This is a genomic window from Mycobacterium sp. IDUB_24, assembly GCF_055419385.1.
This window is the reverse complement of sequence record NZ_JBVAXO010000001.1, coordinates 1,474,767-1,487,722: the sequence shown is the minus strand read 5'-3', so window position 1 is coordinate 1,487,722 and position 12,956 is coordinate 1,474,767. Positions and strand designations below refer to the sequence as shown.

General features: G+C 66.4%; 15 protein-coding genes. 13 read left to right on the top strand and 2 right to left on the bottom strand.

Annotation, left to right across the window (positions count from 1 at the left end; genetic code table 11):
- Window positions 1-65 precede the first annotated feature (65 nt).
- From ACZYZF_RS07160 to ACZYZF_RS07145, 4 genes are read left to right on the top strand one after another with little or no spacing between them, the layout of a single operon-like run.
- Window positions 66-896, top strand: a complete 831-nt coding sequence (locus tag ACZYZF_RS07160; protein ID WP_463835030.1) for an Abi-alpha family protein — start codon at window positions 66-68, stop codon at window positions 894-896.
- Complete coding sequence (locus tag ACZYZF_RS07155; RefSeq protein ID WP_463742875.1) at window positions 893-2,191, top strand: DUF445 domain-containing protein; 1,299 nt, start codon at window positions 893-895, stop codon at window positions 2,189-2,191. The genes ACZYZF_RS07160 and ACZYZF_RS07155 overlap by 4 nt, the downstream gene beginning before the upstream one ends.
- Before the next feature lie 33 nt (window positions 2,192-2,224).
- Window positions 2,225-2,452, top strand: a complete 228-nt coding sequence (locus tag ACZYZF_RS07150; RefSeq protein ID WP_463742876.1) for a type II toxin-antitoxin system VapB family antitoxin — start codon at window positions 2,225-2,227, stop codon at window positions 2,450-2,452.
- Entirely contained in the window at window positions 2,449-2,844 is a 396-nt protein-coding gene (locus tag ACZYZF_RS07145) for a PIN domain-containing protein (RefSeq protein WP_463835029.1), read from the top strand. The genes ACZYZF_RS07150 and ACZYZF_RS07145 overlap by 4 nt, the downstream gene beginning before the upstream one ends.
- Here ACZYZF_RS07145 and ACZYZF_RS07140 read toward each other — a convergent pair.
- Complete coding sequence (locus tag ACZYZF_RS07140) at window positions 2,837-3,853, bottom strand: LacI family DNA-binding transcriptional regulator (protein ID WP_463742878.1); 1,017 nt, start codon at window positions 3,851-3,853, stop codon at window positions 2,837-2,839. The two genes, ACZYZF_RS07145 and ACZYZF_RS07140, sit on opposite strands and share 8 nt — an antisense overlap.
- 157 nt (window positions 3,854-4,010) lie before the next feature.
- Here ACZYZF_RS07140 and ACZYZF_RS07135 point away from each other — a divergent pair, with 157 nt between their 5' ends.
- Genes ACZYZF_RS07135 through ACZYZF_RS07115 form a run of 5 tightly spaced genes read left to right on the top strand, consistent with a single transcriptional unit; the run spans window position 4,011 to window position 9,109 of the window.
- The gene (locus ACZYZF_RS07135; protein WP_463835027.1) at window positions 4,011-5,336 is read left to right on the top strand and encodes an aryl-sulfate sulfotransferase; all 1,326 of its coding nucleotides are present in this window, start codon (window positions 4,011-4,013) and stop codon (window positions 5,334-5,336) included.
- Window positions 5,333-6,172: an ABC transporter permease gene (locus ACZYZF_RS07130; protein ID WP_463742880.1), complete on the top strand. Its 840-nt coding sequence runs from the start codon at window positions 5,333-5,335 to the stop codon at window positions 6,170-6,172. The genes ACZYZF_RS07135 and ACZYZF_RS07130 overlap by 4 nt, the downstream gene beginning before the upstream one ends.
- 1 nt (window position 6,173) lies before the next feature.
- On the top strand, window positions 6,174-6,932 hold the full coding sequence (locus ACZYZF_RS07125) for an ABC transporter ATP-binding protein (RefSeq protein WP_463742881.1): 759 nt from the start codon (window positions 6,174-6,176) through the stop codon (window positions 6,930-6,932).
- A gap of 27 nt (window positions 6,933-6,959) precedes the next feature.
- Entirely contained in the window at window positions 6,960-7,928 is a 969-nt protein-coding gene (locus ACZYZF_RS07120; RefSeq protein ID WP_463742882.1) for an ABC transporter substrate-binding protein, read from the top strand.
- A 26-nt stretch (window positions 7,929-7,954) separates the two neighbouring features.
- The gene (locus tag ACZYZF_RS07115; protein WP_463742883.1) at window positions 7,955-9,109 is read left to right on the top strand and encodes a lipase family protein; all 1,155 of its coding nucleotides are present in this window, start codon (window positions 7,955-7,957) and stop codon (window positions 9,107-9,109) included.
- A gap of 12 nt (window positions 9,110-9,121) precedes the next feature.
- Here the strand turns inward: ACZYZF_RS07115 and ACZYZF_RS07110 are convergent, their stop codons facing one another.
- On the bottom strand, window positions 9,122-9,901 hold the full coding sequence (locus ACZYZF_RS07110) for a DUF3159 domain-containing protein (protein WP_463742884.1): 780 nt from the start codon (window positions 9,899-9,901) through the stop codon (window positions 9,122-9,124).
- A 96-nt stretch (window positions 9,902-9,997) separates the two neighbouring features.
- On the opposite strand from ACZYZF_RS07110, the gene ACZYZF_RS07105 reads away from it, so the two are divergent.
- From ACZYZF_RS07105 to ACZYZF_RS07090, 4 genes are read left to right on the top strand one after another with little or no spacing between them, the layout of a single operon-like run.
- On the top strand, window positions 9,998-10,717 hold the full coding sequence (locus tag ACZYZF_RS07105; protein ID WP_463744106.1) for an oxygen-binding di-iron domain-containing protein: 720 nt from the start codon (window positions 9,998-10,000) through the stop codon (window positions 10,715-10,717).
- 37 nt (window positions 10,718-10,754) lie between these two features.
- Entirely contained in the window at window positions 10,755-11,303 is a 549-nt protein-coding gene (locus ACZYZF_RS07100; RefSeq protein ID WP_463835026.1) for a hypothetical protein, read from the top strand.
- Between the two features lie 18 nt (window positions 11,304-11,321).
- Entirely contained in the window at window positions 11,322-11,942 is a 621-nt protein-coding gene (locus ACZYZF_RS07095) for a TIGR03085 family metal-binding protein (protein ID WP_463742886.1), read from the top strand.
- Between the two features lie 49 nt (window positions 11,943-11,991).
- On the top strand, window positions 11,992-12,924 hold the full coding sequence (locus ACZYZF_RS07090; protein WP_463742887.1) for an LLM class F420-dependent oxidoreductase: 933 nt from the start codon (window positions 11,992-11,994) through the stop codon (window positions 12,922-12,924).
- Window positions 12,925-12,956: the final 32 nt, after the last annotated feature.

Below are 12,956 nucleotides of genomic sequence, written 5' to 3'. Positions count from 1 at the left end.
CAGGTGACCAGGTACGGTGCCCACAGCTCGGGGACAGCGGTAGGTGGGGAGGCGATCGATCAGTGATGTCAGAGGAACTGTCGAAGAGGGGTCCGGACGACACGGTGTCCGATGACGTCCCGGTACGCCGCAAGAACATGCAGCGGCGGGCGTTCAGGTTCGCCACACCCGTCGGCGAGATCGCCATCGCGATCCGCACCCCGCGCAACGAGCGCCCGCTGCTGCCGAAGCGGTACGACCCCTTCGGCATCGCCGATCGCGCGCTCGACGCCGCCAAGACAAGCATGAAGCTGGCCGCCTGGGGCGAGGAACAACTGGCCACACTGGTGAAGAACCGGCTGGAGGCCATCGATTCGGCCGCCGCCCGACCGGTCACCGTCGCCACGCCGGAGGAGCCGACGCCCGAATCGCTCAACACCAAGATGGACCGCCTGCTCGACCGGGCCCTGGATCAGAGCACAGCGGGCAGTCAGGTGGAGTTGTACCACCGGCTGCTCGACCAGCTGGTGGCCGACGAAGCGCGGATCCTCGGCGCGCTCTCCGAAGGTGATGCCTCGCCGCTGGTCAACATCCACACCTGGACCCGATCGCGCACCCCCGGTCAAGCGGTGTTGGAGAACGCCTGCCTGATCGGCCGCACCGCCAATGTGGCGTTGCCCGCCATGGTCCCGCAGTACGTCGGTCATCTGCTGTCGCTGGGTCTGGTCGAGACGGGTCCGGAGGATCCCTCCCAGAAATCCGAGTACGAGGTGCTCCTGGCCGAGCCGATGGTGTTGCAGGCGGTCAAGAGCGGATCCCGCGGGCCGCTGGCCGCACGGGTGGAGAAGCTGACCCTGTCCCTGTCGGGGCTCGGGCGCGGTTTGTGGGAGTCCGCGGTGCTCCGGGACGGTTCGTGACCACGGTCCTTGCGATCCAGACGTGGCAGGAGATCAAGGCCGATTTCAACGTCAACTGGCTGATCTACCTGTCCATGCCGTTCGTCGCCGCGTTCGTCGGCTGGAGCACCAAGATCGTCGCGCTGGAGATGATCTACCGGCCGATGGAGTTCAAGGGCATCGGGCCGTTCGGCTGGCAGGGCATCGTGCCACGCCGGGCGGGAAAGGTGGGCTCGAAGACCATCGAGCTGCTCACCCAGAACCTCCTCAAGCCGGAAGAACTGCTCGAACGGGTCGACGCGAAGGAAGCCGTCAATGCGCTGCGTGAGCCGCTGACCCAGGTGGTCGACGAGATCTCCCGCGACCTCGCCGAGCAGATCCGACCCGGCCTGTGGGACTCGTTGCCCGATGCTGCGCGCAATGCCATTCAGGCCCGCATCCACGACCAGACCCCCAAGGTCGTGGAGAAGATGCTCAACGAGATGCGGGCGGACCTCAACCGGTTCGTCGACATCCAGTACCTGGCCGTCACGACACTGGTCCGCAACAAGGACAAGCTGAACAAGCTGATGCGCGGGCTCGGCGACAACGCCATGGCGTTCGTCCGGCGCAGCGGCATCTACTTCGGGCTCGTCATCGGTGTGGTCCAGATGATCGCGTGGGCGTTGTTCCAGAACCCTTGGATCATGCCGGCATTCGGCTTCGGCGTCGGTTTCATCAGCGACTACATCGCGCTGAACATGTTGTTCCGGCCCGTCCACCCGACGAAGTACCTCGGTTTCATCCCGTTCCAGGGGTTGCTGCACGCCCAGCGCGACATCATCACCAAGGACTACGCGCGGATCCTTGCCGAGGACCTATTCTCCCCCGAGATCCTGTTCGACGGTGTACTCCGCGGACCGGGTGCCGACAAATTGTTCTCGCTCGTCGGCAAGGAGGTCGAAGCCGCCATCGACGCACAGACCGGCATCGCGACCCCGCTCGTCAAGTTCGCGGTCGGCACGCAGCGCTACAACGCGTTCAAGGACAACCTGGTGCAGATGGTGCTCGAACGGCTCCCCACCACATTGGTCGACGCACAGGACTACGCCATGGGCGCCCTCGATCTCGAACAGACCATCATCGACAAGATGGGTCTGCTCACCCATGAGGAGTACGAGTCGATTCTGCGGCCGGTGTTCAAGGACGACGAGCCGACGATGATCGCCGTCGGTGCCGTTCTCGGTGGTGTGGTCGGCGAGATCCAGGTGCAGGTCATCGAACATTTCGGGCACGATCCCGAGGCCATCGCGCTGCGCACCTTCCTGCATCACTAGCCGTATGTACAGCACTCCGAATAATATGTACTCATGCCGGTGAAGAGAACAACGATCGAGCTTGACGAGGATCTCGTGAAGGCCGCGCAACGTGTGACGGGACAGACGGTCCGATCGACTGTCGAGGAAGGTCTGCGGAGATTGGTCGCGACTGCCGAGGAGGAACGCGAAGCGAGGCGCGCCCGGGTTACGACGCACCTGGACATCGCCCACAACGCGGTGGACGTAGACGTGCTGCAGACAGATGAGGCTTGGCGATGACGCTGTGGGTGCTGGACAAGAGTGCCCACGTTCGGCTCATGAACGGCACTTCACCGCCCCCGGAGATTGACCTGGCCGACCTCGCCATGTGCGCGATCGGCGAGTTGGAGTGGCTGCACTCGGCGAGGTCCGCGGCCGACTACGACCGGGAGTGGTCGTCGATACGAGAGATCTTTCCGGTGTTGTCGGCGCCGGCAGACATCTTCGACCGAGTGCGGCGGTTACAACGCGACCTTGCACACCATCACGGCATGTGGCATCGGACGGCACTTCCGGACCTGTTCATCGCCGAAACTGCGCTGTCACACAACGCAGGCGTTCTCCACCAGGACCGCGACTATGCGCGGATCTCCGAGGTTCGCCCCGAACTGTTGGAGCGCCAGCTCACCTGATACCTGAGCCGCACCCGCAGGTCTCGCCCACCCTCAGAGTCGGCACGAAACCATCGTCGACGCGCGGTGTATCGCCCAGTAGCCGGCCGAGAGCCTGACGGGCCAGCGCATCGACCGGCTGTTGCACTGTGGTGAGTCGCAGCCGTCCATAGTCGGCCGCGGCGCCGTCGAAGCCGACGACCCGGATGTCGTCGGGGATCCGCAGGCCCGCATCGGCGACCGCCCGGATCGTGGCCGCTGTCTGCCCGTAGGTCCCGACCACGAACGCCCCCGGCAGGGCGCCACCACGCAGAAACCTTGTGACCGCACGGTAGGCGCCGGACGGCGTGAGATCGGTGCGGACGTGCGGGAGGCTCTGGCCGACGACGGAGGCGACGCCCTCGAACCGCTGCTGCACGGTTTCCCGGTCGCCGTGACGAACATCGTCCGCAGTGACACCGCCGACGAACGCGACGTCGCGACAATCGTGGATGTCGAGCAGGTGTCGGGCGAGGAGTTCGCCGGCCTGGACGTGATCCACCCCGATGATGTCGGTGTCGATCGCGCCGCGGATGTTGTGCATCCACACCACGGGAATGCGTTCTCGCCGACAGAGATTCGCTGTGTGCGGGGCGTTCGCCGCGCCGACCACCAGCAGCCCGTCGACACCGACCTCAGCGAACGCGGTGGCGAACTCGAGCTCACGCTCGGGGTCGTATCCGGTGTTGCCGATGAGGGTCAGGTGATCGCGCGCCCGCGCTTCCACTTCGATCCGCCCCACGAACTCACCGAACAGGGGCAGCGTGAGGTCGGGAACCAGCAGTCCGATCTGCCGCCAGCGCCGCGGCCGACGCAACGCCCTGGCGCGGCCGTCCGGGCGGTAGTTCAGATCGTCGATCGCACGGATAACCTTGGCCCGCAATAACTCTGATACCGGCCGCGGCCCGTTGTTCAGAACGTAGCTCACCACCGCCGTCGAGGTGCCGGCGCGATTGGCCACATCGGCCAGGGTCGGACGTTTACCACTCACAACGGCTGGACCTTCCGCTCGTCGGTGACCACTCGAAAGAGTTTGAATCACCTCGATTGTGACGGTTCCGTCCAGGATTCGCCCGCCTACGCTAATCGATTAGAACCGTAACGAGGAGGACCCATGGTTGTAACCGGGCGTTGGTGGAGTAGCTGACATGGCATTCGTACGACTCAACGGAGTCAGCTACCTCGACCCCGAACTCGCCTACGACAGCTACGTCCTGTTCACCGGCGCCGACGGGGTCACCCGACTGATCGATCTCAATGGCACCGCGGTGCACGAGTGGCCGTATGCCGGTGTGCCACCGCGCATCCTGGACCCGGCGCTCAACGGCGGGCGTATCGGCGATGTCGGGGTGCAACTGTCCGACAGTGACGATGCCCGCGGCGGCATCTACGCCAACGGGACAGTCGGCCAACTCGACTGGGCCGGCGAGATCGTCTGGGAATGGGGTGCTCAGGCACCTGGCGGCGCTGCGCGACAGAACCACGACTGGGAGCTGCTGCCGAACGGCAATCGACTGATCCTGACGACGGTTCCCCGTGTCGTGCAAGGCCTCGGTGACCACACAGTGGGTGACCAGGGGCTCTACGAGGTGACACCTGAAGGCGAGCTCGTCTGGCAGTGGCTGGCCGGCGACCATCTCGACGAGTTCGGATTCTCCGATGCCGGCTGGGATGCCCTTCGGCAGACCGTCGCTCGCGACCCCGACGACCCCTGGGGCTATCTGGAAATGAACAGCGCCAAAACCCTTGGGCCAAACCGGTGGTACGTCGATGATCCGGACTCCGTCTTCCACCCCGACAACATCCTGATCAGCTTCCGCAAGGCCAACATCATCGCGTTGATCGACAAGTCGTCGGGATCGTTCGCCTGGAAGTTGGGTCCCTACCACGACGCCGAGTTCGGCGCCCAGCATCAGCGCATCAATGTGCACAAGGTGCCGCGACCGGTGGATCAGACCTCCGGTCAGCACAACCCGCACATGATCGCCGCGGGCCTTCCCGGCGCAGGCAACATCCTGGTGTTCGACAACCAGGGCGGGGCCGGATATCCCCCGGCGCCGCTGGGCATCTACGCGGGATCGCGGGTGCTCGAAATCGACCCCGCCACCAAGGAAATCGTGTGGCAGTACACCGCGGAGGACTCCGGCCTGCCGTCGTGGACCTTCTTCAGTTCGTTTGTCAGCAATGCGCAGCGCCTACCCAACGGCAACACCCTGATCACCGAGGGGATGCAGGGCCGGTTGTTCCAGGTCACCCCGGACGGAGATGTGGTGTGGGAGTACCACAGCCCCTACCAGGGTTACGGCGTGGCCGGCGAGCCCGAGGTCAAGCAGACCAGGGTGCCCGGGGTCGACCGGCTCACGCGGACGGCACTGGTATACCGGTCGCAGTCCGTCCCGTTCGACTGGATTCCCGAGGGCACGTTGCGCGCTCCGCTGGACGCCGTGGGACTTGAGCCGGGACGCGTTCCGTGACAGCCGGTTTGGCGGTGCGCGGAACCGCGGCGCGCGCGCCGCGGCACCCGTCCCCTGCCCGGCTGCGGTCGGCGTTCGCCCGGCTGGGCGTCCTCGGTTGGACACTCGCGGGGCTGGGGATCGCCGCGGCCCTGTGGTCGTTGATCGTGGCAATCGGAGGGTTCCCACGACAGCTGTTCCCGAGCGTGCCCGAGATCCTCACCGCCGGGCACACCCTGTGGGCCGAGGGCCTGCTGCTCGATGACATCGTCGCCAGTTTGCAAAGAGCAGCAGTCGGTTTCGCAATCGGCGCCGGCATCGGGATCATCGTGGCGGTGTTCACCGCCACCACCGCCGCGGGCCGCAACCTGCTGCAGCCGGTGCTGCGGGTGTTCTCACCGATCCCGACGATCGGTCTCGTGCCGCTGGCCATCCTGTGGTTCGGGCTGGGTGAGAACAGCAAGCTCCTGGTCATCGCCCTCGGAGTGTTCGTGCCGGTGTGGATCAACAGCCACTCCGGGTTGGCAAGCACCCCGGTCGACTATCTGAAGGCCGCCCGCTGCCTGGGTGCCGGCCGTTGGCAGACCCTTGCGCGAGTGGTGCTGCCCGAGGCCGCACCCGACATCGCGTCAGGTCTGCGGGTGGGTGCAGCGATGGCGTTTGTGCTCATCGTCGTGGCCGAGATGACCGGCACCACATCGGGTATCGGATACCGGATCTCGCAGGCGCAGCTGTTCTCACAGGCCGATCGGCTGATCTTCTGTCTGATCGTCCTCGGCATCGTCGGCGCCCTGTGTGACCTGCTGGTCGCCTCGGTGACGTCCCCGTTCACCCGCTGGGCCCACGAGGAGCGCTGAGATGGCCATCCAGACCCACGACCTCGTGGTGAGGTTCCCCGGCAAGCAGGAGCCGACCCTCAAAGGCATCTCCCTGACCATTCCCGAGGGATCCTTCTCCGTACTCGTCGGCGCCTCCGGCAGCGGCAAATCAACTCTGCTGCACTGCCTTGCCGGTCTCATCACGGCCACCACAGGCTCGGTGACCGACAACGGCGAGTCAGTCACCGCACCGCATCCCCGCCGCGGCGTCGCCTTCCAGCGCGACGTGCTGTTCCCGTGGATGACGGTCGCCGACAACATCGACTTCGCCCTGGCGGCCCGGCGGCTGTCAAAACGCGAGCGCCGGGGCAAGATTCACGAGCTTCTCGACTTGGTGGGCCTGCGTGACGAGGTGGCCGCACAACATCCCGGTGAGTTGTCCGGCGGCATGCGGCAGCGCGTCAGTATCGCCCGCGTGCTGGCCGGAGAGCCGACGGTGATGTTGATGGACGAACCGTTCGCGGCGCTCGACGCGCTGACCCGCCTACGCATGCAGGATCTGCTGATCGATCTGTGGACGCGGCTGAACCGCACGATCGTGTTCGTCACGCACGACATCGACGAGGCGATCCGGCTCGGCGACACCGTCAGCGTGTTACGCGACGGGCAGATCGTCGACCAGATCACCAACCCGCTGAGCCGTCCCCGCCCAGCCGATGCGCTCGCAGATCAGCCGGGCTACAGCGAGATCCGCAAAACCCTGCACCACCGGCTCGGCATCGACCACGTCGTGCACTGACCCTCTACCCCACAAAGGAACCCATCCGTGAAGACCCCTCTTCGGCGCATCGTCGCCGCAGCAGTTGCCGCTGCCGCGCTCTCCGTGGCAGGCACCGCCTGCAGCGACTCCGGTACCGCGAACGCCGATCAGCTCACCGTCGGGTTCGTCGTCGATCCGTCCTGGGCGCAGGTCCCGGTTGCCGCCGACACCGGCCTGTTCGGCAAGCACAACGTCAACGTCAAGGTGGTGAACTTTCAATCCGGTGTCGAGGCGCTGCAGGCCGCGGCGGCCGGGCAGGTCGACATCACCACTGCCGCCGACGTACCGACCTCGGCCGCACTGACCCGCACCCCTTCCCTGCGCGTGATCGCCGACGGATCTCGCTGGGAGGGCTCGCGTATCGTCGCCCGGCGCAGCGCCGGTATCAACACCGTTGCCGACCTGGCCGGCAAGTCCATCGGCACTCCGCTGGGCACCAGCGCTGCCTACTATGTGTCGAATGCCCTGGCGCAGAACAACATCAAGGCCGAGCTGGTCCAGGTCGCGCCGTCGGCGATCGTCACCGCCGCCACCCAACGCAACGTCGACGCGGTATCGATCTTCCAGCCCTACCAGGCGCAGACGATCAAGGCACTCGGGGACGACGCGGTGGCGCTGAGTGGTGGCACCTACAACCAGCACAGCCTGTTCGTCGCCACCGAATCCGCCGTCGCCACCAAGGGCAAGGCGATCACCGCCTTCCTGGCCGCACTCGGGGACGCCGGCACTGCCCTGTCCCAGCACGACAAGGCCGCCACCGACGCCGTGGCCAAAGCCACCCAACTGGACCCCGAGCTACTGGGCACCGTGCTCGACGAGTTCGACTTCACGCTCCAGCTGAATCCGGACCTGGCCGAGAAGCTGGCCGAACTCGGGACGTGGGCCAAAACTCAGAAGTCCATCGCTCCCGACACGCAACTGCCCAACTACGCAGAGTTACTCGACAACCAGTTCCTGCCGAAGCCTGCCTCGTAAGCGGCGGTACCCACACAATGGGAGCCATGTCGAGGAACCGCAGCCTACTTGGCGCAGTTGCCGTTGCCGCGATGGTGACCGGCTGTTCGCCGGCCACCGACCCCGGGCTGAAGTCCGGAGAGCTGCTCACCGCACGGCCGCTGACCACCGTCGCCGCGCTGCCAAGTGCTGAGACTCGGCTGATCACCTATGCCTCCGACGATTCGCACGGCCAGCCGATCGTGGTGTCGGGCACCGTGGCGGTCCCGAAGTCACCGCCGCCCGAGGGCGGCTGGCCGGTGATCAGCTGGGCCCACGGAACCACCGGCTACGCCGACACCTGTGCCCCGTCGGTGGACACCGCCGACGGCCTCGCCCACGATTACCTCGGACCGGTGACCACGATGCTGGACACCTGGGTGGCCCGCGGCTACGCCGTCGTCCAAACCGACTACCAGGGGCTGGGCACCCCCGGCGGGCATCCCTACATCGACGGCACCAGCGAGGCGAACGCGGTGACCGACATCGTCCGGGCCGCCCGCAAGCTCGACTCCCGCATCGGCACCGACTGGGTCACCATCGGCCACAGCCAGGGTGGACAGGCCGCGCTGTTCACCGCGCAGGACGGTGGACAGCGCGCACCCGAGCTCAAGCTGAGGGGGGCGGTGGCGATCGCCCCCGGCGGGGTGGGAATTGCCCAGGCGATCGACTTCGTGCGTTCCGGCCGACCCGAAGCCGATGCGGCACAAGCGTTTCTGCCGCTCCTGGTGCTCGGCGCCGCCGTGGTCGATCCGGCCGTCAAGCCGGATGAGGTCATCACCCCACAAGCACAGCAGTTGCTGACCGCGGGCCGCACCGCGTGCATAGCCCAGATCCGCGCCATTCCGCCGGTGCCGTCGGCACAGGTCTTCACGCCGGGTGCGGATGTCGGCCCGCTGCGGGATTACCTCGACCACCAGGACCCAACCCACCTCACCCCGCAGGTACCGATCATGATCGCGCAGGGCACCGCCGACACAGCGGTGACCCAACCCGGCGTCGACGCGCTCGCGAAGGCCATGTGCGGCAAGAACGTCGAAGTCGATTACCGGGTGTACGCCGGCCAGGACCACCGCGGGACGATCCCCGCTTCACTACGCGATGCGCAGGATTTCGTGGACGCGGTGATGTCCGGGAAACCGGCCAACGCCTGCCCACACTGACCCGAACGCCGCCTACGCCACCTGTGCCCGACGGTCGCGCCGTCGCAGCAGTGCCGTGCCGAACGCGCCGACCACCACCAGATCAGCAGCCACCCCGCTGCTGACCGTGGCCAGCAGCCAGCCGGCGACACCGGTCGCCAGTACGAACGGTGGCAGCCACTCGAATATCCGCGACCATGACGGCACCGGGTGCAACGCGTGGGCCGCGTCCTTGGCCCGGGCGTACTCGGGATAGAACTCGGTGACGGCCACCGCGAAGAACAGCGCGGCCAACTGCAGAATCCAGCCGGTCCAGAAATTGTCGGTACTGCCGTACAGCACGTCCCCGAGGCAGCCGACCGACGCCGAGAAGCCGAATGCCGCCGCCCACACCGCGGTCACCACCATGTGGGTGCGCTTGAACAGCGGCGTATCCCAAAGATCCGGCGGGGTGACGTCGCGCGCGTACGCCGTCGTGTACGGCCGGCCGATCATCAGGCTGACCAGGGCGAAAATCGCCAACGAGGCATTCGTGACCTCCCCCGACCACAGTTCCAGCCACGTCTTCTGCCCTCGGGAAGCCACCAGGCCGACAGCGGCCAGCACCACGAAGAAGGCCACTCCGAGCATCTCCAACACGTGGACCGGAATGTTGCGGCGACGGTCCAGTGCCAGCACCAGCAGCGAGAAACCGAGCGCGCCCCATACCGCGATCTCGTATCGCCCGGGACCGGCCAGAATCGCCATCAGCGCCCACGGCACGATCCCGGACAACGGAGAGTCCAGAAACGCGTCGAGGGCTTTGCCGAGCACGCGACGACGGTAGGTGACGCAGCTGGGAGATTCCCAAGACAGCAAAAGCCGGCCATCGGGAATCGTTGGGCGGACCATGGTCGCATGGCCTCCGACCTGGAAACCCGCGTCGACGAGATCGCTCCGGACATCTACCGGCTGTCCACCTGGATACCGGGGATCACCGAGCATGGCTTCACCTTCAATCAGTTCCTGCTGACCGGTTACGAACCGTTCCTGTTCCACACCGGTCAAAGGTTCCTGTTCCCCCAGGTGTCGGCGGCCATCGAGCGGGTCCTGCCGTTGACCCACTTGCGCTGGATCTCGTTCGGTCACCTGGAAGCCGACGAGTGCGGCGCGATGAATCTCTTCCTGGACGCCGCACCCCACGCCGAGGTGATTCACGGCCCGCTGGCCATCATGCTGTCGCTGACCGACATGTGTGATCGGCCGCCGGTAGCAGCGCCTTTGGACGGTCTGCACGACATCGGTGGGCACCGCCTGCGGTTCATCGCCACACCGCATGTGCCGCACAACTGGGAAGCCGGGCTGTGGTTCGACGAGACCACGTCGACACTGCTCGCCGGCGACTTGTTCACCCACACCGGACAATGTCCGGCGACCACCGAATCAGATTGCGTGGCACCCGCATTGGAGGCCGAAGGGCTCTTTCACGCCACCGGCCTGACCACGAATCTGACGCCCACGTTGATGCAGCTCGCCGAGCTGAACCCCACCACCTTGGCCCTGATGCACGGCTCGTCGTTCCGCGGTGACGGCGCCGGACAATTGCGGGCGCTCTCCGACGGTTACGCGGGGTTGTTCGGCGCGTCATAGCCCGTCGTCATCACGAGCGATGCGTAGCCTTGGCGGCGTGAAGGCGTGGCAGTCACTGAGCGCCCTGCTGGCCGCGGGTGTGCTGTTGTCGGGTTGCCAATCGAGCATCGAAGGCACTCCGGCCACCAGCCCGCAATCACCGACCGAACCGAGTTTCCCGACCGCACGCCCCACCCGGTCCAGCCCGGCGCCTCCGTCGAGCACCCCGGCCCCGTCGAGCACCTCGGCGTCCGCCCCACCGTCCGGCACCGAAACACTGCAGCCGCAGAACGGGTACGTGTTCATCGAGACCAAGTCCGGTAAGACCCGTTGCCAACTGTCCAAGCAGGAGGTCGGGTGCGAATCGGATTTCGCCGATACACCGGTGGTCGATGGGGACCACGCAAACGGGGTCAGGCTGACCGCCGACGGCAAGATCAAATGGGTGCTGGGCAATCTTGGCGACATTCCGGTGGTCACCCTCGACTACCGCAAATACAGCGCGGTGGGCTGGACCATCGATGCGGGTGAGGATGGCACGCGCATCAGCAACGACAGCACCGGGCACGGGATGACCATCGCTGTCCAGGGAGTGAAAACGTTCTAGAGCTTCTAGAGTCGTTTCATGAGTATCGCTCAGCGGGAACGTGCCGCACTGGTCGAATCCATGCGTGCCGCAGGCCCCGATGCGCCCACCCTGTGTGAGGGCTGGACCACCCGTGACCTGGCCGCGCATCTCGTGGTGCGGGAGCGTCGCCTCGACGCCGCGCCCGGCATCCTGGTGCCCCAGCTCGCCGGCTATACCGAGCGGGTTCAGCGCAAGGTGGCCGCAAACGACTGGGCAGACCTGGTCGACCAGATCGCCGCGGGCCCTCCCCTGTACTCCCCCTTCAAACTGCTCGATCCACTGGTCAACGTGGCCGAGATGTTCATCCACAACGAGGACGTCCGCCGCGCCCAACCAGGCTGGGAGCCAAGACCTCTCGATGACGCGACGGTATCCGCGCTGTCCCGCGGCATCGGCGCGATGGCCCGGATGACGATGGGTAAATCCCCCGCCCGGGTGAGCCTGACGACACCGCGAGGCAAGACGCTGGCCACCGTCGGCTCTGGCCCGGAAGTAACGGTGACCGGTGAGCCGGGCGAGTTGTTGATGTTCGCTGCCGGCCGCGAGCCGGCCCGGGTGGAGTTCTCCGGCGACGACGCTGCCGTGGCCGCGCTGCGTGCCGCCCGTCGCGGGCTGTAAAGCAGGCGCTCAGCAGCCGCACACTTGAGATCGCCGATAGGCTGGCGTCGTGGATTTCCGAGTGTTCGTCGAACCCCAGCAAGGCGCTACCTACTCCGATCAGCTCGCGGTGGCCCGCGCCGCCGAAGCGCTCGGTTACTCCGCATTTTTCCGATCCGACCACTACCTGGCGATGAGCGGTGACGGCCTGCCCGGGCCGACCGACTCGTGGGTGACGTTGGCCGGCATAGCGCGCGAGACCTCGACGATCCGGCTGGGCACCATGGTCACCTCGGCCACCTTCCGCCACCCAGGACCGCTGGCCATCTCGGTGGCACAGGTCGACGAGATGAGTGGTGGCCGTGTCGAATTGGGCCTGGGCGCGGGCTGGTTCGAAGCCGAGCACCAGGCGTACGCCATCCCGTTCCCGCCACTGGGCGAGCGTTTCGACCGGCTCGAAGAGCAGCTGCGCATCCTCACCGGAATGTGGAACACGCCCGTCGGCGAGACCTTCGATTTCGCGGGCAAGCACTACACCGTCGTCGACTCCCCTGCGCTGCCCAAGCCCGCGCAAGGCGCGAACCTGCCGATCGTCATCGGCGGGATGGGCGCCAAGCGCACGCCTTCGTTGGCCGCCGAGTTCGCCTCGGAGTTCAACATCCCGTTCGTGCCGCTGGACACCCTCAAAACCCAGTTCGCGCGGGTGGCCACTGCCGTCGCAGCGGCGGGGCGTCCGGCCGACGCATTGACCTACTCGGCGGCCTTCGTGCTGTGCGCCGGCAGCGACGAGTCGCAGCTCGCCACACGCGCCGCGGCGATCAACCGCGAGGTGGACGAGCTGCGCAGCAATTCGCCGCTGGTCGGCACGCCCGCCGAGATCGTCGACAAGCTGGGCCCGTTCCTGGAGGCCGGTGTACAGCGGGTCTACCTGCAAATGCTCGACCAGTCCGATCTGGATCACCTCGAGCTGTTCGCCGGCGATGTCATCCGTCAGCTGAGCTGACCGAAGCCCGGTCCGAGGCCGGGCATAGTATC

Coding starts and splice junctions, on each gene's coding strand:
- ACZYZF_RS07160 (WP_463835030.1), top strand. CDS start 66: ATGTCAGAGGAACTGTCGAAGAGGGGTCCGGACGACACGGTGTCCGAT.
- ACZYZF_RS07150 (WP_463742876.1), top strand. CDS start 2,225: ATGCCGGTGAAGAGAACAACGATCGAGCTTGACGAGGATCTCGTGAAG.
- ACZYZF_RS07145 (WP_463835029.1), top strand. CDS start 2,449: ATGACGCTGTGGGTGCTGGACAAGAGTGCCCACGTTCGGCTCATGAAC.
- ACZYZF_RS07135 (WP_463835027.1), top strand. CDS start 4,011: ATGGCATTCGTACGACTCAACGGAGTCAGCTACCTCGACCCCGAACTC.
- ACZYZF_RS07125 (WP_463742881.1), top strand. CDS start 6,174: ATGGCCATCCAGACCCACGACCTCGTGGTGAGGTTCCCCGGCAAGCAG.
- ACZYZF_RS07115 (WP_463742883.1), top strand. CDS start 7,955: ATGTCGAGGAACCGCAGCCTACTTGGCGCAGTTGCCGTTGCCGCGATG.
- ACZYZF_RS07095 (WP_463742886.1), top strand. CDS start 11,322: ATGAGTATCGCTCAGCGGGAACGTGCCGCACTGGTCGAATCCATGCGT.